The sequence below is a fragment of the Pseudomonas abietaniphila genome (assembly GCF_039697315.1).
In the GTDB taxonomy this organism is placed as follows: domain Bacteria; phylum Pseudomonadota; class Gammaproteobacteria; order Pseudomonadales; family Pseudomonadaceae; genus Aquipseudomonas; species Aquipseudomonas abietaniphila_B.
Genome location: NZ_CP155619.1, coordinates 3,812,312 through 3,832,253 on the forward strand (window position 1 = coordinate 3,812,312; position 19,942 = coordinate 3,832,253).

General features: G+C 60.6%; 18 protein-coding genes and 1 pseudogene. 7 read left to right on the forward strand and 12 right to left on the reverse strand.

The annotated features are described in order from the left end of the window. Window positions 1-347 precede the first annotated feature (347 nt). From ABDX87_RS16875 to cbiE, 9 genes and pseudogenes are all read right to left on the reverse strand, one after another. On the reverse strand, window positions 348-1,721 hold the full coding sequence (locus ABDX87_RS16875; protein ID WP_346828906.1) for a PepSY-associated TM helix domain-containing protein: 1,374 nt from the start codon (window positions 1,719-1,721) through the stop codon (window positions 348-350). An 86-nt stretch (window positions 1,722-1,807) separates the two neighbouring features. After that, entirely contained in the window at window positions 1,808-2,254 is a 447-nt protein-coding gene (locus ABDX87_RS16880) for a DUF2946 domain-containing protein (protein WP_431061261.1), read from the reverse strand. A 36-nt stretch (window positions 2,255-2,290) separates the two neighbouring features. Beyond that, window positions 2,291-2,782 carry a copper chaperone PCu(A)C gene (locus ABDX87_RS16885; RefSeq protein ID WP_346828907.1) on the reverse strand — a complete coding sequence of 164 codons (492 nt, stop codon included), beginning with the start codon at window positions 2,780-2,782 and terminating at the stop codon, window positions 2,291-2,293. Between the two features lie 52 nt (window positions 2,783-2,834). Then, the gene (locus ABDX87_RS16890) at window positions 2,835-3,260 is read right to left on the reverse strand and encodes a DUF2946 domain-containing protein (RefSeq protein WP_346828908.1); all 426 of its coding nucleotides are present in this window, start codon (window positions 3,258-3,260) and stop codon (window positions 2,835-2,837) included. An 85-nt stretch (window positions 3,261-3,345) separates the two neighbouring features. Continuing rightward, a complete protein-coding gene (locus ABDX87_RS16895; RefSeq protein ID WP_346828909.1) occupies window positions 3,346-3,639 on the reverse strand; it encodes an addiction module antidote protein in 294 nt (97 codons plus the stop codon). After that, window positions 3,636-3,939 (reverse strand): annotated as a pseudogene (locus tag ABDX87_RS16900) (type II toxin-antitoxin system RelE/ParE family toxin). The gene ABDX87_RS16895 and the pseudogene ABDX87_RS16900 overlap by 4 nt, the downstream one beginning before the upstream one ends. 87 nt (window positions 3,940-4,026) lie before the next feature. Further along, window positions 4,027-4,785: a cobalt-precorrin-6A reductase gene (locus tag ABDX87_RS16905; protein ID WP_346828910.1), complete on the reverse strand. Its 759-nt coding sequence runs from the start codon at window positions 4,783-4,785 to the stop codon at window positions 4,027-4,029. Further along, window positions 4,782-5,879, reverse strand: a complete 1,098-nt coding sequence (locus ABDX87_RS16910; RefSeq protein ID WP_346828911.1) for a cobalt-precorrin-5B (C(1))-methyltransferase — start codon at window positions 5,877-5,879, stop codon at window positions 4,782-4,784. Before ABDX87_RS16910 ends, ABDX87_RS16905 begins: the two co-directional genes overlap by 4 nt. Then, window positions 5,879-7,081, reverse strand: a complete 1,203-nt coding sequence (gene cbiE / locus ABDX87_RS16915; RefSeq protein WP_346828912.1) for a precorrin-6y C5,15-methyltransferase (decarboxylating) subunit CbiE — start codon at window positions 7,079-7,081, stop codon at window positions 5,879-5,881. Before cbiE ends, ABDX87_RS16910 begins: the two co-directional genes overlap by 1 nt. Window positions 7,082-7,337: 256 nt before the next feature. Between cbiE and ABDX87_RS16920 the strand changes: the two genes are divergently transcribed. The 7 genes from ABDX87_RS16920 to ABDX87_RS16950 all read left to right on the forward strand — a co-directional run bounded on the left by ABDX87_RS16920 (window position 7,338) and on the right by ABDX87_RS16950 (window position 15,020). Further along, the gene (locus tag ABDX87_RS16920) at window positions 7,338-8,309 is read left to right on the forward strand and encodes a hypothetical protein (protein ID WP_346828913.1); all 972 of its coding nucleotides are present in this window, start codon (window positions 7,338-7,340) and stop codon (window positions 8,307-8,309) included. 519 nt (window positions 8,310-8,828) lie between these two features. Further along, window positions 8,829-10,181, forward strand: coding sequence for a precorrin-3B synthase (gene cobG / locus ABDX87_RS16925; protein WP_346828914.1), 1,353 nt, complete (start codon window positions 8,829-8,831; stop codon window positions 10,179-10,181). Further along, on the forward strand, window positions 10,174-10,800 hold the full coding sequence (locus tag ABDX87_RS16930; protein ID WP_346828915.1) for a precorrin-8X methylmutase: 627 nt from the start codon (window positions 10,174-10,176) through the stop codon (window positions 10,798-10,800). The genes cobG and ABDX87_RS16930 overlap by 8 nt, the downstream gene beginning before the upstream one ends. Continuing rightward, window positions 10,797-11,531, forward strand: a complete 735-nt coding sequence (locus tag ABDX87_RS16935; RefSeq protein ID WP_431061157.1) for a precorrin-2 C(20)-methyltransferase — start codon at window positions 10,797-10,799, stop codon at window positions 11,529-11,531. Before ABDX87_RS16930 ends, ABDX87_RS16935 begins: the two co-directional genes overlap by 4 nt. Further along, window positions 11,531-13,243 (forward strand): precorrin-3B C(17)-methyltransferase, encoded by a 1,713-nt coding sequence (gene cobJ / locus ABDX87_RS16940; RefSeq protein WP_346828917.1) that lies wholly within the window; start codon window positions 11,531-11,533, stop codon window positions 13,241-13,243. The genes ABDX87_RS16935 and cobJ overlap by 1 nt, the downstream gene beginning before the upstream one ends. A 237-nt stretch (window positions 13,244-13,480) precedes the next feature. Continuing rightward, entirely contained in the window at window positions 13,481-14,311 is an 831-nt protein-coding gene (locus ABDX87_RS16945; RefSeq protein WP_346828918.1) for a hypothetical protein, read from the forward strand. 73 nt (window positions 14,312-14,384) lie between these two features. Next, window positions 14,385-15,020 (forward strand): hypothetical protein, encoded by a 636-nt coding sequence (locus tag ABDX87_RS16950; protein WP_346828919.1) that lies wholly within the window; start codon window positions 14,385-14,387, stop codon window positions 15,018-15,020. Between the two features lies 1 nt (window position 15,021). Here the strand turns inward: ABDX87_RS16950 and ABDX87_RS16955 are convergent, their stop codons facing one another. The 3 genes from ABDX87_RS16955 to purD form a co-directional block, all read right to left on the reverse strand. Continuing rightward, entirely contained in the window at window positions 15,022-15,618 is a 597-nt protein-coding gene (locus ABDX87_RS16955) for a MarC family protein (RefSeq protein WP_092407413.1), read from the reverse strand. A 65-nt stretch (window positions 15,619-15,683) separates the two neighbouring features. After that, window positions 15,684-18,479 (reverse strand): hybrid sensor histidine kinase/response regulator, encoded by a 2,796-nt coding sequence (locus tag ABDX87_RS16960; RefSeq protein ID WP_346828920.1) that lies wholly within the window; start codon window positions 18,477-18,479, stop codon window positions 15,684-15,686. A 93-nt stretch (window positions 18,480-18,572) separates the two neighbouring features. Next, a complete protein-coding gene (gene purD / locus ABDX87_RS16965) occupies window positions 18,573-19,868 on the reverse strand; it encodes a phosphoribosylamine--glycine ligase (protein ID WP_346828921.1) in 1,296 nt (431 codons plus the stop codon). Between the last annotated feature and the right edge of the window lie 74 nt (window positions 19,869-19,942).

A 19,942-nucleotide genomic window follows, 5' to 3' on the forward strand; every position in this document is an offset into this window, starting at 1 on the left:
TCCATTCTTCGATTTTTTTAGTAATGACTGCTGTTGGCGGTGCAGAGGTTGAGTCTGCTTAGGCTTTAGCAAACGCTGGGCCAAGGCGAGAAACGTCGCAAAATGGAATGAAAACGTCGCTAGGTCAGGCGAGGGTGCGCCATTGTGGGGCTGGGTCGGTAAGAGGGTGCGCTGGCTGCGCTGATGTGGTGCGGGGAAGTTGTCGGGGTCGACAGGTTTTTACAGTGATCTTCACACGAGGGGCGCGTCGATCATGCGGGAAAGCGAAGGACGGGGCCTGAAACCCGAAATGAGGAGGAATTCATCACTAAACCACCCAAGAGGTTCCAGGCCCCGCAGGACGCAATCTAAGCTGTTGCTGCGGATTTGGCAAAGCGCGAACGTGCTATCCGATCGAGCAACCATACTGCCAGCATCGAAATCCCGACGAGCGGGAAGGCCGCGCCGAGCGCGATCATCACCACCGTCGCGACTTTCCAGCGCGGCAGGTCATGGCGCAGGGGTGGAACACCGAAACCGTTTTGCGGACGGCGCTTCCACCAGATGACGATCCCGCTGACCGAACTGAGCAAGACCATCAGGCAGATGAACAGGATCAGCAACTGATTCACCCAGCCAAACATCTTGCCTTCATGCAGCATCACGCCCAGCTCGGTCGCTTTGGAGACCGCGCTGTAATCCGCGTATCTCACGTCCGCCAGCACCTTGCCGCTGTACTGATCGACATGCAGGGTCGCGTCATTGCGCGGGTCGTCCGCAAATACTGAAACCGTGAACACGCCATCGGCGGTTTTCGGTGGGGTGATGCTGTATCCGGGCTCGATCTTGCGCTCGTTGGCAATGTCGACAACCCGCTGCAGCGTGATGGTCGGCGAGGCCGGTGCGCTGGACATGCCGCCATGGTTCATGTGCTCGGCATGGTCGCCGCCGGAAACAGGCATCGGGGTATTTTCCATCGCCCAAGGCACGGTCTGCACACTGGCATTGTTCAGGTCGCCGGCTTGTTTTTCAGACTTGGGCACATCGTTCCACATCGCGGCCGGGAAGGTGTTCCACACATCGGCGTACACCTTGCCCCACATGCCGGTCCAGGTCATGCCGCTCAGCAGCATGAACAACAGCGCCACCGAGCCCCAGAATCCGGTCACGGCGTGCAGGTCGCGCCACAGCACGCGACCACGGGCGGTGACGCGCGGCCATAGCACGCCTGCTGGTGAACGACCCCGAGGCCACCACAGGTAAACGCCGGACACGACAAGGACAATGCCCCAGCCCGCGGCCATTTCCACCAGTCGATCACCGACGGTGCCGATCAGCAGTTCGCCGTGTATCGCACGGGCCATCGCTTGCAGGTTGTTTTTGGCGTCCTGTGTGCCGAGCACCTTGCCGCTGTACGGGTCGATGAAGAGGTTCACCTCCCGGCCTTCCTGCTTGATGACGAACTGCGCGCTGCTCTCGGCGTTGGCGGGTGGCAGGTACTTGCTGATCGAGACGTGCGGATACGCCTCGATCACGCGCTGTTGCTGCTCGTCGGCGGTGAGCAGGTGATGCGCAGGGTTGACCGTCAGCAGGTCGTGGTACATCAGCGAATCGAGCTGCGGTTTGAACAGGTAAACCATGCCGGTCAATGACAGCATGATCATGAAGGGCGCAACGAACAGGCCGGCATAGAAATGCCAGCGCCACGCCAGGTTATAGAACGACACGTTTGGTTTGGACATGGTGCAACGCTCCCGTCAGGGATGAACACGGCGCAGCGCGCGGGCGGCTTGAACGCGGCCCACGGATACGAAATCTTTTTTAGGGATCAGGCGACTGACGAGAGGGGCGGAGCACGGCTGCGGGCGTTGGGGAAGACGCTACGCTGGGCATGCCCCTGCTGGGGAGCAGCGTTGTAGAAGTCTGCAGGTTTTGGCGGAACTGGCGCAACGACGGCGAGGGTCTGGGTGAGCGCCGGGCAACTGAACAGCAGCGTGCAATAGCCGCACTTGGCCCAGATCACATGATCCATGCCAGCAACGTCGCCGGTGTCCGCGTGATGCCCGCCGTGTTCGTCTGCCGCCATGTTCATCGGCGTAGACATGTCCATGTCCGCCGACATCGACGCGGACATCGACATGCCCGCGTGATGCTCCATCGGCATCGACTGTGAGATCAGCGGGCCGATGAAGATCATCAGCATGGCGAACAGGCTCAGCCATGCACCCGATGTCTTGCGGGGCGGAGGCGTGGAGCGGGCGCGTATCGCGGACAGGCGGCTCAATGGGTTCAGCTTCGACGGTCAGGGCTGTCAGTGGACGTGAACAGGAGGCGCGTCATCGGGTGCCTGTTTCTGCACCTTGACGTCAACCGTCACGTCGCCGGTTTTCTCGAAATGAAGGGTCAGCGGGAAGGACTGGCCGTCTGTCAGCTTCGAGCGGTCTTTCAGATCCAGCAGCATGACGTGGTAAGCCATGGGCGCGAATTTCACCTGGCCACCGGCCGGAATGTCCACCGTCTGCACCTGCTGCATCTTCATCAGGCCGTCTTTGTTCACATGCTCGTGCAATTGAGCGGCGCCTGCGACGGGGCTGTCGACACCGGTCAGACGATCGGCGTCCGGGCCCGCGTTGCTGATCACGAAATACGCCGCAACGGTGGGCGCATTCGGCGGCAGCTCCATCGACCACGGGTGGGCGATTGCTAGATGGCCTTTTGCATATTCATGAGCTTCAACATAGCAGGCAGGCAACAGCAACGCCGCCAGTAACAGGACTTTTTTTAGCGTGACGGTTTTCAACATTGCAACGAGCCTCCAATCATTCAGAAACGCGACGTGCTGCGTGAACGAACGATCAGACGCGAGGGGAGGCGCGGGGATTGAGGCTAGGCCATTGCTGGCGCGGTGGGGCGTGAAAAACCAGAATCGCCGAGGGGAAACGAACCGGCTCGAAGATCGTGAACACGCCGAACGTCTGGCCGCCAGGAAGTGCCACCAGCGACAGCGATCCGGAACAGCACGGGCAATGCTGCATTGAAGAATGTTCGCCGCCGTCAGGCGTACGCTGACTGACTTTGCTGACCAGGCCCAGTGGCGTAGCGACCCGTTGGGTACCGTTGCCGGTGCAGAAACTGCCCCACACCACCTGCTCGGCTTGGGTGCGCGGCATGGTGGGCGTCATCGGCATCGCGAGCATGCCGAACAGCAGCGCAAAACACGCCACCCAGGCAAAGGCCCGGCGCCGTTTGAGGCGGATGAGTCGATCTTGTTGTTCTTTCATGTCGGCCATTTAGCCTGAATGGCCGTGAGATGTAAAAAGCGCAGCCGCGACGTTATGTCGCGGGTGGGTATGGTTCAGGGGAGGTTCAGGTTGTGGAGGCGTGCAGTTTAAGGCCGAGAGCCTTGATCACCTTCATGATCGTTGCGAACTCGGGGTTGCCTCCGTTACCCAGAGCCTTGTAGAGACTCTCTCGACCCAGGCCTGTGTCTTTGGCTATCTGAGTCATTCCATAGGCACGCGCAATGTCGTTCAGGGCCTGGCGTACCAAAGCACCGTCTCCGGTATCTTCATCGAAACAAGCATCCAGGTAACCCGCCATATCCTCCGGGGTTTCCAGGTATTCCGCCGCATCGAATGGTTTGAATTCTTCTTTCTTCATGTTTCCCTCGCATTGAGGCTTTTGGCCATTTCCTTGGCACGTCTGATATCCCGCTTTTGTGTTGATTTGTCGCCACCGAGTAGAAGCAGGTAAATGATGTCTGCGCGACGGGTCAAATAAATCCGGTAACCCGGCCCATAGTGAACACGCATTTCGAAAACACCTTCGCCTACTGACTCAATCACCGAAATTACCTTGTTCTGCTGCTCGAATCCGCGCGATGACGCGCTGTTGGCCTGCTTTGTCCTTTAAAGACTTCAGCCAATTCGTAAATGAGGTAGATCGTTCGAAAAAAATCATACGGGAAATGTATCCCGCAGGATACTTTTCCGAAGTCAGCCAGCGCAGATTGGGACACGCGGACTTTTCTTCAGGGGGCCAGGGATTTCATTTCGAAGCGGACGAGTATGTGGAAACGTCCTGCAATGCAGCCAACAACTCCCCAACGCGCCAGAACTCCCTGTCCACCGCCGCCAACACCGGCCGCTTCAACACCAACACCGGTAACCCTCGTTCCCTGGCCACTTCAAGCTTGGGCTCGGTTGCGCTGCTGCCGCTGTTTTTGCTGATCAACACGTCGATGTTGCGGCGCTCGAACAGCTCGCGTTCATCTTCAAGATGAAAGGGCCCGCGCGCGCCGATCACTTCACAGCGTTCGTTGCCGGGATACACGTCCAGCGCGCGGAGCGTCCAGAACTGGTGCTCGGGGATTTCATGGAGATGCTGCAACGGCTCGCGGCCGAGGGTGAACAGTGGACGCTTGAAAGGGGCGAGGGCGGTGATCAGCCCTGGCCAGTCGTCGACTTCGCGCCAGTCATCGCCCTGACCTGGTTGCCATGACGGACGACGCAGCGCCCAGCACGGCACATGGGCGAGTCGTGCTGCGACGGCAGCGTTGTGGCTGATCTGCGCGGCATAAGGGTGGGTCGCGTCGAGAATCAGAGAGATGCCTTCTTCACGCACGAACTGTGCAAGCCCCTCAGCGCCACCGTAACCGCCAACGCGCACCTGGCATTGCAGGTCGTTGGGTACGCGGCCGACACCCGCGAGGCTGTAGACATGCTGCGGCCCCAGGGTTCGGGCAATCGCCAGCGCCTCGGTCACCCCCCCCAGCAGCAGGACGCGTTTCCCTGCGTGGGCAGTCAAAGGAACGCCCCCGCATGGCCGACGATCCCGCCTTGACGGTCGATCGCGAACACTTCCACCTGAACCTGTGCGGGCACCACGCTTCGCGCAAAGTCCAGCGCGTGCTGGCAGACCGCGTCACCCAGCGCCACGCCAGCGGCCGATGCCATGGCCAGCGCTTGCTGACTGGTGTTGGCGGCTCGGATGTTCTGCTGTAGCTCGGCATCGGCGCCGATCGCCGCGGCCCATTGCGCCAGTTGCTCCAGGTTGATGCTGGAGTGGCGGCTGTGAAGGTCCATATGTCCGGCGGCGAGTTTGCTGATCTTGCCGAAACCGCCACACAGGCTGAGTTTATCCACAGGCACTTTGCGCAGGTGTTTGAGCACGGCCCCCACAAAGTCGCCCATTTCGATCAGCGCGATGTCGGGCAGTTCGTAGACGCGGCGCATGGTGTCTTCACTGGCGTTGCCGGTGCAGGCCGCGATGTGCTGATAGCCGTTGGTTCTGGCGACGTCGATGCCTTGGTGAATCGAGGCAATGTAGGCCGCGCAGGAAAAAGGTCGGACGATGCCGCTGGTGCCGAGGATCGACAGCCCGCCCAGGATGCCCAGCCGCGGGTTCATGGTTTTGAGCGCAAGCTCCCCGCCGTTTTCCACGCAGATCGTGACTTCGAATCCACCGGTGTAGCCAAACTCATCGGCCAGGCGGGTCAGATGTTCGGCCATCATCTTGCGCGGAACCGGGTTGATGGCGGGCTCGCCGACGCCAAGGACCAGGCCCGGTCGGGTCACTGTGCCAACACCGGGGCCCGCTAAAAAGCGTACGCCGGGTTCAGCGATCAGACACACCTGCGAATACAACAGCGCGCCGTGGGTCACGTCTGGGTCGTCACCCGCATCCTTGATCGTGCCGGCTTCAGCGCCGGTGTCCGTCGCGCGACAGAACTCCAGGCGCATCTGCACCTGCTTGCCCTTGGGCAGCGTGATGTCGATTGCATCGTTGACTTCACCCGCCAGCAGGAAACGCGCCGCAGCCAGCGACGTTGCCGTGGCGCAGCTGCCCGTCGTCAGGCCGCTGCGAAGGGGCGCAGGTTGCTCGGCGGTTTCATCGCGCATCAGGGCTTGATCGCTTCAAGCAAGGTGATGGGCAGCGCCTGACGCCAGGTGTCGAACTCGCCGAGCGGCTTGGCGTGCGCCAAGTGAATACGGGTCAGGTCCCCGCCATGTTGCTCGCGCCAGTTCACCAGCATCGCCTCGCTTTGCAGGGTGACCGCATTGGCAATGAGCCGACCACCCGAGCGCAACTGTTGCCAGCAACTGTCCAGCACGCCTGCGCGCGTGACGCCGCCGCCAATGAAAATCGCATCCGGCGGCTCCAGTCCTTCGAGCGCGTCTGGCGCTCGGCCACGCACCAATTGCAGACCCGGCACGCCGAGCGCGTCGCGGTTGAATTCGATCAGTTGCTGGCGATCTTCGTTGGACTCGATCGCCACGGCGCGGCACGTCGGGTGCGCGCGCATCCACTCGATGCCAATGGAGCCACACCCCGCGCCGACGTCCCACAGCAGCTCGCCGGGAACCGGGGCAAGGCGCGCCAGCGTGATCGCGCGCACATCGCGTTTGGTCAGTTGGCCGTCATGTCGGAACGCATCGTCCGGCAAGCCGCCCAAGGGTGACAGGCGCAGTGTGTTTGGTTCCGCACGACAATCAATGGCAACCAGATTCAACGCGGCGATCTCGGGGTTCGACCATTCGTTGGCCACGCCGTCGATACGCCGCTCTGATGCACCGCCCAGGTGTTCGAGGACGGTCATGTGGCTGGGGCCGAATCCGCGCTCTCGCAACAACGCGGCGATGGCGGCGGGGCTGCTGCCGTCGTTGCTCAGCACCAACAGCCGCAACCCGTTGTGCAGTTGCGCATTCAGTGCCGCCAGCGGACGGGCGACGACCGACAAGGTCACTACGTCCTGCAACGCCCAGCCCAGGCGTGCAGCGGCCAGCGAATACGAGGAGGGCGCGGGAATCACTCGCATCTGATCGATGGGCACATGACGCGACAGACTGACGCCGACGCCAAACAGCATCGGGTCGCCGCTGGCGATCACGCAGACCGGCTCTCCGTGCTGTTCCAGAACCGGCTGCAGCGAGAACGGACTCGACCACTGACGCCGTTCTGCCTGGATGCAGGGCGGCAGCAGATCGAGCTGGCGTGAGCTGCCAAATACCTGGTGAGCGCCCAGAAGCGCATGCCGGGCATTCTTGCCCAGACCTTTGTAGCCGTCTTCACCGATTCCCACGACGGTTAGCCAGGGTGACATGTATTGCCCTCAAACCCGATGCATGCGACAGGCTGACCGGATCGGCCTGTGGATAAGGTCGGCATGATACAGCGCCCATGGCGCGGCGTCGTGCGGAGGGCGCTCGACGCAAAGTTTTGTAAGAGATGATGAGCGCCGCTGTGGGGCTTTTCTGAAAATGCCGTAATCACGCCGGATTTGCCGCTGCATCTGATGACATGCCCCGAAGCGCAACCCTATCGTCGGGCCTTGTTCAGGTGGTCAGGACGATTCATCCATGTCAGCGCCTTACGCGTTTATCAACGCCGGAAAGCAGAGCTTGTCCTGGTATCGAGACAGCCTGGTGGGTGCAAATACCCGCGCGAAGTTCGACACGGTGAATGCACATCTGCGCTCCGGGCTGGCTGTGATGCCGGGAGAACTGATCATCGTGGGCGACAGTTCCACCATGATGTGCACGATGGAGGAGCAAATGCTGATGGCCTACGCTCGGGAAGTCAGTCAGACAATGTTCGCCAGCAACGAAGCCAGCGCCCATCTGCAAACCGAGAACTACGACCTTTTGCAGGACGTCATGACGTACGGCTCCATCGGTGTGGGGAGTGCGACATCTGCGTGGAGCACGCATCTGAACCGTGTGCAGGACACGTTGAGCAGTGTCAACACGACGTATCAGAAGTGGCGCAGCGGGACGTTCACCAAGGATCAGTTCGTCGCCCAGCGGCAGAAACTGTTCGGCATCCTGGACGGCCAGCTTCGGGGTATCGGGCGATGGGGGACGGGGCTCAAGAACAACTCGTCGATCAAGAAAATGCTGGGGATTTCCAGCAAGCGCTACATGCGCACGGGTGAAATTCCCGACTACGTGAAGAACGTAAAACGCATTAACGCCATAGCGCGCAACTTGAGCGCGGGAACGATGGTGGGCGTTGCACTGGATGTCGGCGCGGGCGCGTTTGAAATCCGGGAGGCGTGCTCGACGGGGCGCGAGCAGGAATGTACGAAGGCCAAGTTCATTGAAGCGGGAAAGATGATGGTGGGGATACCAGCGGCGATTGCTGGTGGTGAGCTTAGTGCGAGAGCTGCAACATCCCTTTGCCTGCGAATGGCGGGACCAACTCGTGGGGCAAGTATACTTGCGTGTGGAATTGCTGCCGGGGCGGCTGGAGCTTGGGCAGGCGGTCAGGGCGGGTCCTCTTTAGGCGATGCTATGGGCACCATGATTTTCGAGATCACCGGCCATGAATGAACGCACGCTTGAGTGGGTTGTTTTTGGGTCTGGAGTTTTGGTGGTCCTGAGCTTTTGGATCAACGTTTACGTGAAGTACTCCATTCTTCCCGAAGTAGAAAAGCGGCTTCAGAACTGCGCAATCGTAGCTGACTCAAAAGCGCGATGGGGCAATTCTGGATTCTTGGGAAGGAGTCACAGGCTTGTCATGGTGAATCTTGCGCTCACCTCTACCTCGCTTCTGCACAGGAAGGGCATGGTAGATATTGATGAGGTAAGTCGTATTTCCAGAACCCATCGACGCTGGATATGCATTCCCATGAATCTAGCTTTGATTGGCTTCATTGGAGGGTTTGGAGGATTGGCCCTACTGGGCAGACTCTGGTAACGCACTGAACCAGACTCGAAATGCCTTTCTAGCCGTCCGCTTTCCCCCATCCGACAGACCGTCTTTTCATGCCAGCACCCAAAGCAGGCATAATACGGCCCCTGCAGACGCCCATCTCTGCTCCTTCCAGCCCGATCACGTCAGGTGAACCTTTGACCGAGCCGCTGTCCGCTCGCCCGCACGCTGCGCCTTTGCGCCCCTCGGCCTGTCCGGGGTTGTTGCGTATCGTCCCGGCGCTGGACGGCGGAATCTGCCGGATCAAGCTGCCCGGTGGCGTGATCTCGGCGCCGCAAGCGCTTGCGGTGGCCGATGCGGCAGAGCGTTTTGCGGGCGGTGTGATCGAGGCGACCAATCGCGGCAACCTGCAGATTCGCGGGATTGGAGCGGACCACGACGGGCTGATTGCCTCACTGCTGAACGCTGGATTGGGGCCGAAGAATCCCGCGAGCGACGACGTCCGTAACCTGATGCTCAGCCCGGCGGCGGGTGTCGATCCACAGCAGTTGTTCGACGCTCAACCCTTGGCCGAGAAGATTCTGCTCACGCTGGAAAACCATCCGCGCTTTCATGAGCTTTCGCCCAAATTTGCGATATCGCTGGACGCCGGTGAAGGGCTGGCCATGCTGGAACACCCCCATGATCTGTGGCTGTCGACGCTGAGCGTGGACGGTGAAACCCTGCTGGGGTTCGGTCTGGCGGGATGTCCGGCGAATGATTTTCCCGTGGCCGCCGTACCCTTGGGCGCCGGCCTTGAGCTTGTGGTCTCGGTGCTAGAACTGTTTCTGGAGCGCGCACGTCCCGAGCAGACCCGCATGCGTCATCTGCTTGAGGACCTGCCGGTGCCCGGTTTTCTGGGGCAGCTGTCCGAACGTTTGACGACGACATTGAGAACAGATCAAGCCATCACCTCATGGCGACGAGCGCCGGCTCAGGTAAATGCCCATATCGGTCTCTATCCACAGAAGCAGCCCGGTCTGACGTGTGTGGGCGGCGTCGTGCCTTTGGGGCGTCTGACGCCGTCCATGTTGCGCGAGGCGGCGACCTTGGCCGTCGAACTCGGTGACGGAACGCTGACCATGACCCCTTGGCAAGGCCTGATGCTGCGCAATGTCCGCGATGATCACGCCGCGCTTGCTCTCGACAGGTTGCGCGCTGCGGGCGTGTTGTGCGAGGCCGACAAGGCGCTGTCTCAAATGATTGCCTGCACCGGCGCTGCCGCCTGCGGCAAAGGGCTGGCCGACACCAAAGCAGACGCGCGGCAACTGGCAGAGTACCTGCAAGCGCAGGGCGTCAGTCACGGCGTTCACTTGTCGGGCTGCAATCGGTCCTGCGCAGCGGCCCACGTTGCGCCGATCACCTTGCTGGCGGTTTCCGCCGGCCATTACGACTTGTATTTTCGTCATGCAGATCAGCCGGGTTTCGGCGAGTTGCGTGGGCGTGACCTCACTATTGAAGCAGTCGGTGCGTTGTTGACCGCCGACTCACGGAGCAACACCGATGATTGATTACATCCGCGACGGCCAGGAGATTTACCGCAACTCCTTCGCGATCATTCGCGCCGAGGCCAACCTCGACAAGATCCCGGCCGACCTGGAAAAGCTGGCAGTGCGTGTGATTCACGCCTGCGGCATGGTCGACGCGGTCGACGGGCTGCGCTTCTCTCCGGGCGCAGGCACGGCAGGGCGTCAGGCGCTGGCCGCTGGCGCGCCGATTCTGTGCGATGCGCACATGGTGGCCGAAGGCGTGACCCGTGCGCGTTTGCCGGCGAATAATCAGGTGATCTGCACGCTCAAACAGGTCGGTGTTCCAGAGCTTGCTCGCGAGCTGGGTAATACCCGGTCCGCCGCCGCGCTTGAACTGTGGCGCCCGCACCTGGAAGGCGCTGTCGTCGTGATCGGCAACGCGCCGACCGCGCTGTTCTATCTGCTGGAGATGATCGACGCCGGTGCGCCGAAACCCGCGCTGATACTCGGCTTTCCCGTGGGCTTCGTCGGTGCCGCCGAATCCAAGGACATGCTCGCTGCTGACAGTCGCGGCGTGCCCTACGTGATCATGCAAGGGCGTCGCGGTGGCAGCGCCATGGCGGCTGCTGCGGTCAACGCGCTCGCCACGGAGATCGAATGATGCAGGCACGCGGTCGATTGATTGGCCTGGGTGTCGGCCCAGGGGATCCTGAACTCATCACCGTCAAAGCCCTGCGTCTGCTGCGCGAGTCGCCGGTGGTGGCCTACTTCGTGGCCAAGGGCAAGAAGGGCAACGCATTCGGCATCATCGAAGCGCACCTCCAAGCCGCTCAAACGCTGATGCCGCTGGTGTACCCGGTGACCACCGAGGCCCTGCCTGCGCCGATGTCCTACGAGCAGATCATCAGCGACTTTTACGACACCGCCAGTCTTGACGTGGCTGCACATCTGGATGCTGGTCGCGATGTCGCCGTGATCTGCGAAGGCGACCCTTTCTTCTACGGTTCCTACATGTACCTGCACGATCGCCTCGCTGAGCGCTACGAGGCCGAAGTCGTACCGGGTGTCTGCTCCATGCTCGGAGGCGCTTCGGTGCTGGGCGCGCCGCTGGTGTATCGCAATCAGAGCCTGTCGGTGTTGTCGGGCGTGCTCTCGGCCGACGAGCTCAAGCGCAAACTGGTCGATGCCGATGCGGCGGTCATCATGAAGCTGGGGCGTAATTTGCCGAAGGTACGTCAAGTGCTGGTCGAGACGGGCCTCGCCGAGCGTGCGCTCTACGTCGAGCGCGCGACCATGAGTAACCAGAAAATCGTGCCACTGGCCGAGGTCGATCCGATGTCGTCGCCGTACTTCTCGCTGATCATCGTTCCGGGTGAAAGGTGGCAGGGCTGATGCGGGCGTCGAACAACAAGGCACCGGCCATCGTCATTCTGGGCAAGGGTGCGCTGAACACGGCCCGGCGCATCCAGCAGCTGTATCCCGACGCCCTCGTTCATGGCCTGGCTGAACGTGTGGAAGGTGCGGACCGTACGTATTCCGAATTCGGCGCGACACTGCGCCATCTGTATCAGCAGGACACGCCGATCATCGCCCTCTGCGCGGCGGGTATCGTGATTCGGACGCTAGCGCCGCTGTTGCTCGAAAAAGGCGCCGAGCCGCCTGTGCTGGCGGTCGCCGAGGATGGCAGTGCGGTCGTGCCGCTGCTGGGCGGACTGGGTGGCGTCAATGTCATGGCCCGGAAGATTGCTGCGAGCTTGAACACGGCGGCGGCAATCACTACCAGCGGCGAACTGCGCTTTGGCACTTGCCTGCTCAATCCTCCGTCCGGTTATGCGCTGGGCGACCTGGAGCTTGGCAAGCGTTTCGTTTCCGATCTCTTGTCAGGCGAAAGCGTGCGCATTGAAGGCGCCGCACCGTGGCTGGCGCAAGCGCAACTGCCGGAAGATGATCACGCGCAACTGGCGATTCATGTCGGGTACGCCGAGCGCGAGCCTTGCGCCAACGAGTTGCTGATCTACCCGCGCAATGTGCTGGTGGCGGTCGAGGCCACGGTCCCTGATCTCGCTGAAACGGTGCGCGGCGCACTGCATGACTCGCGCATTGCCAGCCAGGCGCTCGCGTGCCTGCTGGCCAGCGAAACCGGCATGGCCAACCCTGCGTTGCACGCGGCTGCCGACACGTTGGGTGTGCCGTTGCGCTTCACGGCGCAGGCACCGGCAAGCGACATGGCGCGACAAGCACTGCCGCAACTGCTGCCACCGCTCAGTCCACGGCACGGTATCGCTATCGCCGTGGCGGCTGAACCGTTGGATGTCCAACGTATCGGTCGCGGCCGTGGACGGTTGGCGGTGATCGGGCTTGGACCTGGCGCTGCCGAGTTCATGATTCCAGCCGTGAAAGCCGAACTCGCCCGCGCCAACGACGTATTGGGTTACGAGACCTATGTATGCATGGCGGGGCCTTTCCGTGCCGATCAGGTCCTGCACTGCACGGATAACCGTGAAGAAATGCAGCGCGCGCGTCACGCGTTTGAGCTCGCCGCCCAAGGGCGTTCGGTGGTGGTGGTGTCCTCGGGTGACCCGGGTGTGTTCGCCATGGCATCGGCGGTGCTGGAAGCGCTGCATGAATCCGACAACGCTCAGTGGCACGCGGTCGACCTGGAAATCCTGCCCGGCGTTTCAGCCTCCCTTGCGACAGCCGCTCAAGCGGGCGCGCCGCTAGGGCATGACTTCTGCGTCATGTCCCTGTCCGACAACCTCAAGCCTTGGGACATCATCGAAAAGCGGCTGGACCTGGCATGCCAGGCCGATCTGGCGCTGGCGTTCTACAACCCGATTTCGCGATCCCGTCCCTGGCAACTGGGGCGTGCACTGGAGATCGTGCGTGTGCATCGCGCGCCTGAGACACCGGTCACGCTGGGCCGCGACATCGGCCGTCCGGGGCAAACCCTTCGCGTGATCACGTTGGGCGAACTGACGCCGGAGCAGGTCGACATGCGCACGATGGTGTTGATCGGCTCGTCGCTGACCCGCAGCTTCCCTCGTGCGGACGGTAAAGCCTGGACGTATACACCGCGCTGGTACGGCGAAAAGCCTGACAAGTAAGCTTCGCGACATCTTCAAAAGGTGTGGGAGTTCTCATCTGGAACAGGGAGAATCCGGTTAGTTTTTGACCGGTTTTTCCTCTGGCTGCCCAAGATATTTGTTTTGCTCCCGGTTTTATTAGAGGTGCCTGACGTTAATCGCGAACGTGTTGGTTTAGAGACGGGGTAGAAGGCAATAGCAGGTTTTGCTAGTTTGGATCGGGCCCAGGATGGGCCTATTAAATAAAGGACTATTGATATGATTCATACATTGCTGGAACTGCCATCTGTCGCTGCAGGTAAAGATCAAACCACGTTTGCCACTGACGCCATTAACGCCGTGCCAGTCGGTGCCTCAAACAATGTGCCGATGACCGCCGCTTTTAATTCGGAAACCAACACGGATGCGCAAAGCGCTGTGGTGGCGCCTGAGCACCTGATTATATTCAGCGGGAACATGTCTGCCGAACATAAGGATTACGTGACCAATTCCCTGCTGTACTCGGATTTGGCCGCCGTCTACAAGACCAAGCAGATTGCCAATGTCGCGCAACGTCGCAAGGCATGGTACGACGAAAAAACCTTCATCATGAAAGGGTTGGGCTGGGCAGGATTCACTGAGACGTTACGTGAGCACTCGGCGCGCTCGCGGAAATTCACCATGGATCAGGTCGGACTCGAAATACTGAGCAAGGCGCTTACCGCCGCGGCGGTGCCAGGCATCTCCGCAGCCGCGCTGATGAGTCTGGCGTCGGAAGCCGTCAAGGTCATCGGCAAGGGTGGCGAACCTCTTCGGCTGTTCCAGAAAGAATACCGGGCTCATCAAGACGGTAAATTCAACATTGCCGTCTGCATGGAGTCGCCCGCCGGCGACGTCGTACTGGTGAGCACCAACATTTACTTCGTCGCTTCTCAATCGGTCACGAACGTATTGTTCTGGGAATGGCAGTCCACCGACGTTGACGTCGCATCGGCCGGGAACCGAATGGTCTTGAATGAGCGACGCTTCCAAAGAGGTAAAGACAAACTGGCAGACCGGCTGGATGACTACATGTTTGACACTATTCTCGACCTACCGCTGGGCCGTTAATCAACACTTGGCGCATGGGCTCGTTCTTCGGGCTCATGCGTTATTGATTGGAAATTACCAAAGCGGGTGTGTCATGGGATCGAGAAACATAGAGGCGGCATTTGTAGGCAATAATCTTTTTACTTTTTTTCCAGGGATGACAGCGGAAGAGAAAAGTGATGTTCAGGAATTGGTCACGTATGCGGACCTTACGTCCAGCGTAAAGTTTGACCAGACCGAATTGTGGTCGAGCTGGATGTTCGATTACACCCAGCGTTTAGTGATCAGCGGATTCAAGCGCACCAGCTTTATCACACCTGATTCAAGAGTGTTGGGGCACCCGGATGAGTGGACCAGTCAGCTCTTCCAGATAGTGGGCACACATGGATCACGTAACCTGGTTGACATGGTCAAGCAGTGTTTCACCGCCGCCCGCGTCAATCGAAGCGTGAAGGCCTTTTTCGATCACTCCACCGTGGCCGGTAAGGGACGTTTCCTTCAGTTAGTCCCTTGCGAGAAAACGCCCGCTGGGGACATCGTCATTTTGCTGTGTGGCATCAATGTGAGTTTCAACGGCGACGCTCTGCACGATGGCGGCAAGCGTGTGATTCTGTTCGTCAAGGGTGGACGATACGTGTTCGACAGAACGGCCTACGCGAAGCGCCGTGAGGCTGTCTGCCTTTATCTCGACAATCGGATGGATCATCTGCTTACCCGCGTCTTGATCTGACCTACGGAACCAGATAACCCTTGATGCCGGTGAAGATGATCTGCGCGGCCAGTGCACAGACGAACAGTCCCATCAGGCGGCTGACAATTTGAAGGCCTTGATCGCCCAGCACGCGTTCGATGCTGTTGGACAGGTAAAGCACCACACCCACGGTGAAACTCGCCAACGCAATGCTGACGATGGCGGTCAGCTTGTCGTCCCAATGGGGCTGGCTGACGCCCATCACCAACAGCGCGCCAATAGTGCCGGGGCCGACGGTAATCGGGATGGTCAGTGGAACGATGGTGACGTCCTGTTGCACGTTGTCGGTCTGAACGCCGGATTTGCCCTGCGCCATGCCCAGCGCAGAGATGAACAGCACGCTCCCGGCGCCAATCCGAAAAGCGTCGGCGGTGATGCCGAAGACGGTGAAAATCACGCGCCCGAACAGGTACAGCAACACGCTCGATACCAATGTTGCGAAGGCAACCTTCCACGCCAGGTAGCGGCGCTCTTTGCGCGAATAGCCTCGGCTCAGGCTGATAAAGCAGGACAGGACGAAGAACGGGCTATAGAGCACCAGCATCTTCAGGTAAACGCTGAACAACACATGCAGCATGGCTTGAGCTCGTGGCGGCAGATTTGGACGGGGCAAGTCTATCAGGCGCCGCGCACGCCGGAGGTTCAGTTTTGCTGATAGCGTTCCGGGTCGCCGGCTTCTGCGCCCGCTTGATTACGCGCCCGTTGCTCCACCCAGTACTCCACCAGCTCGCGCAGTTGAGACAGCTCGACGGGTTTGGACATATGCCCGTCCATGCCTGACTGGCGGGCGCGGTCCTTGTGTTCGGCCAGAATGTGGGCGGTCAGCGCGACCACGGGGGTGCGTTTGCGTTGATTACCCACTTCCCAGGCGCGCAATTGCTGGGTGGCCGAGAAGCCGTCGAGAATCGGCATTTCGCAATCCATCAGCACCAGGTCATAGCGCTGGGCTTTCATCGCCCTCAGCGCCTCTTCGCCATTGCTGGCGGTGTCGGGCTGAAGATTGAGTTTGCCCAGCATGCCGCGGATCACCTTGGTGGAGATACTGTTGTCTTCTGCGACCAGGATGCGGAAGTCGGTGGGCACGTCGACCTCGAGGTTGACGACGGGCGAGGGTGGAAACGGCGCCTGGCCTTTATTGCGCTGATTGAGTTCGTCGGCCAGCGTGGTTTTCAGGGTGTAACCGGCCACCGGTTTGGCGAGGATGCGTTTGACCCCGGCATTGCGTGCGATGACCTTGCTCGGTGCATTGCTGATGCCGGTGAGCATGATCAGCAGGATGTCGTGGTTAAGGCTCGGGTCTTCCTTGATCTTGGCGGCCAGTTGCATGCCGGTCATGCCGGGCATGTTCTGGTCGAGCAACACGATGTCGAAGTAATCTCGCAGGTGCGCCTTGGTGCGCAGCAGGGCCAAGGCTTCTTTGCCTGACGGCACCGCGCTGACGTTCAGACCCCAGGCACTGCATTGCTGGACAAGCACCTTGCGGCAGGTGTCGTTGTCGTCCACCACGAGCACGCGCGCGCCTTTGAGCGGGCTGTCGAGGTCGGCAGGGGGTTGTTCAAGCCGCTCTGCGTCCAGCGGCAGGCTCAACCACAGGGTACTGCCCTGGTTGCTGCCGCTCTGGATGCCAAATTCCCCGTTCATCAACAGGATCAACTGGCGTGCGATGACCAGCCCCAGGTGGCCGCCGACCTTGCTCGCCGCCAGGAAGTTCTTGCTGTGCAGCTCTGCGTGGAGCAAGGCGTCACGCTCTTTGGGCGTGAGCGGTGTGCCGCTGTCCTGGACGGCGATGCGCAAACGCGGTTTTCCTCCGCGGGAGTCGAGGGCGACCACCAGCAAGATCTCGCCCTCGTCGGTCTTTTTTAACGCGTTTTCCAGCAGGCTGAGCAGCGTCTGTCGCAAGCGGGTCGGATCGCCACTGATGACCCGCGGGACTTGCGGCTGAATGAAGCTGATCAACTCGACGCTCTGCTGTTCGGCCTTCGCACGGAAAATGCTGAGGCAGTCTTCGATCATCGCGCTGAGGTCGAACTGAACGTCATCCAGCTCGATCTGCCCGGACTCCAGCTTGGTGATATCGAGGATTTCGTTGATCAATGTCAGCAGCTCGTTGCCGGCGCTATGAATCGTCTGCACGTAGTCGCGTTGCTTGACCGACAACGGGGTGCCCAGCAATAACTCGGTCATGCCGAGTACGCCGTTCATGGGCGTACGGATCTCGTGGCTGATCTTCGCCAGGAATTCGGCTTTGGCATTGATCTCGGCAGTGCTGGCCGCGAGTTCCCGGCTGATGCTGAAGTTGTCTTCGGTGATGCTGCGATGGCGCTCGCTCAGCGCGATGCTCATCAGCAGACCACAGAGGCAGAACATGCCCATCACCGCAATGATCAGGGTCTGAGCAGCGATGGTCGTCAACCAGAGCATGGCCGGCAGGATCACCAGGTTGCCCAGGTTGAACACAATCATCGCGATGACGAAAGGGCGTGCGGGCGCATACCCTTTTTGCAGGTGATAGATCGACACCAGCGTGATTGTGAGCGTAGTGAGGGCCACCAGCAGGAAGGTCAGAAGGTTCAGCGGCAACGTGTCAACGAACAACACCAGCAAACCACCGAAGCCGACGATCAGCAACACGCTCATCAGTAACCGGTTCAACACTTCGACGCCGCGCTGGACGAAGAAGCAGTAGGCGTACATCAGGCCCGTGGCGGCTGCGAGCAGCAGGGCGAGGTGAGCGCTGGGGGTTTGCGCCAGGTGCCAGTGCGGCAACCAGGGCGCCTGCAGGTTGAGCAGCAACAGGGCGCTCAGGCCCAGAAAGCCTTCGCAGGCCGCCAGCCATAAACTGCTAACCGAGCGCGATTGGGCGAAGCGCGTGATGTTCTGCACGATCAACATGATCAGCGAGCCGAAGAACAGCCCGAGTAACAGTGGACGGCGCTCATCCGCAGCGCTTGCGACCGCGGATTCCAGCGAAATGTTGGGCCGCAGTTCCTGTTCGGACTTCAGGCGCAGGTAGAGATCCAGCGGCTTGTCGCTGCGTGGAACCGGCAACAGAAAGTCGATGGACGGCAGCGGTTGAGCGGAGCGGGGGACCTTGTTACCGGAGCGTGAGTGATCGATCAGGGTCTCGCCGTCGAGCACGTACATGTCAACGGTCGCGAGGTCCGGGGCGAAGATACGCACCAGTTGTTCGTGGTCGGTAGGGGGCAGCAGATAGTGCAACCACAGCGCAGAGTCACGGCTGGTGGCGCGGACCTGGTCGAGTTCGACCGGGCTGAATTGGGAGTCGTAATGCGCGGAGCGAATGTCGCTGAGTTGCAGGTTGGCCTGATCGTCGACAAGGGTCGACCATCCTGCGCTGACCTCGGCGGATGCCGTAGGGACGCAGAGCTGGGCCATCATGGCGATGATCAAACAAGTGGCAATCCTGAGCCAGCGCACGGCGAAATCCCTTCGTGAATGAAGCCAGTTGACTCTGGAGCGACACTGGATGATCAGCCGGTTCTCCGAACGGAAAACCGGCTGGTTCCAGACTTACTCCAGATGTTCGCCGCGTTCCCGGGCAATGGCGCGGTAGCCAATGTCCTTGCGGTAAAAACAGCCTTTCCAGTCAATCTTTGCAGCCAGTTCGTACGCCTGCTTCTGGGCATCGCCTACGCTGTCACCCAGCGCAGTTGCACACAGAACTCGACCACCGGACGTCACCACCTGGCCGTCCTTGAGCGCCGTACCGGCGTGGAACACCTTGCCCGGCAATGCGGCAGCGGCGTCCAGGCCGTTGATCGCGTCGCCTTTGGCGTAATCGGCAGGATAACCGCCTGCCGCCAGCACGATACCCAGGCTCGGACGTGGGTCCCATTGAGCCTCGACTTTGTCCAGAGCTTGCGCCAATGCGGCCTCGACCAGCAAGACCAGACTCGATTGCAGACGCAGCATGACCGGCTGGGTCTCCGGGTCGCCGAAGCGGCAGTTGAACTCGATGACCTTCGGGTTTCCGGCCTTGTCGATCATGAGACCAGCATAGAGGAAGCCGGTGTAAACGTTACCTTCGTCTGCCATGCCTCTGACGGTCGGCCAGATCACCTGATCCATCACGCGCTGGTGGACGTCGGCGGTGACCACCGGGGCAGGGGAGTAAGCACCCATGCCGCCCGTGTTCGGGCCGCTGTCGCCATCGCCCACGCGTTTGTGGTCCTGGCTGGTGGCCATTGGCAGCACGTTCTTGCCGTCGACCATGACGATGAAGCTGGCTTCTTCGCCGTCGAGGAACTCTTCGATGACGACACGGGAACCGGCGTCGCCGAAGGTGTTGCCTGCGAGCATGTCGCGCACGGCTTCTTCGGCTTCTTCCAGGGTCATGGCGACGATCACGCCTTTACCGGCTGCCAGGCCATCGGCCTTGATCACGATCGGTGCGCCTTTTTCGCGCAGGTAAGCCAGCGCGGGTTCGATCTCGGTGAAGTTCTGGTAATCGGCAGTCGGGATCTTGTGACGCGCCAGGAAGTCCTTGGTGAAGGCTTTCGAACCTTCCAGCTGTGCAGCGCCCTTGGTCGGACCGAAGCAGTCCAGGCCACGGGAACGGAACAGATCAACCACGCCGGCGACCAGCGGCACTTCCGGGCCGACGATGGTGAGCGAAACGTTCTTCTCGGCGAAGTCAGCCAGTTGCTCAAGCGCCAGGACGTCGATGGCGACGTTCTCGCACTTGGCTTCGATGGCCGTACCCGCGTTGCCCGGCGCAACGAAAACCTTCTGGACGCGCTGATCCTGCGCGACCTTCCAGGCCAGAGCGTGTTCGCGGCCACCGCTACCGATGATGAGTACGTTCATTTTTTAAACCTCGATGACGCTAATTCTGTGGGTTTCGCTGGCAGGTCGGCGGTCTGTGCGCCGAAAACCAACCC

Excerpts from the sequence above, each read along its gene's own strand:
- ABDX87_RS16955 (WP_092407413.1), bottom strand. The coding sequence starts at position 15,618 with ATGCTGCATGTGTTGTTCAGCGTTTACCTGAAGATGCTGGTGCTCTAT.
- ABDX87_RS16930 (WP_346828915.1), top strand. The coding sequence starts at position 10,174 with ATGATTGATTACATCCGCGACGGCCAGGAGATTTACCGCAACTCCTTC.
- cobJ (WP_346828917.1), top strand. The coding sequence starts at position 11,531 with ATGCGGGCGTCGAACAACAAGGCACCGGCCATCGTCATTCTGGGCAAG.
- ABDX87_RS16885 (WP_346828907.1), bottom strand. The coding sequence starts at position 2,782 with ATGTTGAAAACCGTCACGCTAAAAAAAGTCCTGTTACTGGCGGCGTTG.
- ABDX87_RS16895 (WP_346828909.1), bottom strand. The coding sequence starts at position 3,639 with ATGAAGAAAGAAGAATTCAAACCATTCGATGCGGCGGAATACCTGGAA.
- ABDX87_RS16950 (WP_346828919.1), top strand. The coding sequence starts at position 14,385 with ATGGGATCGAGAAACATAGAGGCGGCATTTGTAGGCAATAATCTTTTT.
- ABDX87_RS16945 (WP_346828918.1), top strand. The coding sequence starts at position 13,481 with ATGATTCATACATTGCTGGAACTGCCATCTGTCGCTGCAGGTAAAGAT.
- ABDX87_RS16910 (WP_346828911.1), bottom strand. The coding sequence starts at position 5,879 with ATGCGCGATGAAACCGCCGAGCAACCTGCGCCCCTTCGCAGCGGCCTG.
- cbiE (WP_346828912.1), bottom strand. The coding sequence starts at position 7,081 with ATGTCACCCTGGCTAACCGTCGTGGGAATCGGTGAAGACGGCTACAAA.
- ABDX87_RS16920 (WP_346828913.1), top strand. The coding sequence starts at position 7,338 with ATGTCAGCGCCTTACGCGTTTATCAACGCCGGAAAGCAGAGCTTGTCC.
- purD (WP_346828921.1), bottom strand. The coding sequence starts at position 19,868 with ATGAACGTACTCATCATCGGTAGCGGTGGCCGCGAACACGCTCTGGCC.
- ABDX87_RS16875 (WP_346828906.1), bottom strand. The coding sequence starts at position 1,721 with ATGTCCAAACCAAACGTGTCGTTCTATAACCTGGCGTGGCGCTGGCAT.
- ABDX87_RS16890 (WP_346828908.1), bottom strand. The coding sequence starts at position 3,260 with ATGAAAGAACAACAAGATCGACTCATCCGCCTCAAACGGCGCCGGGCC.
- ABDX87_RS16935 (WP_431061157.1), top strand. The coding sequence starts at position 10,797 with ATGATGCAGGCACGCGGTCGATTGATTGGCCTGGGTGTCGGCCCAGGG.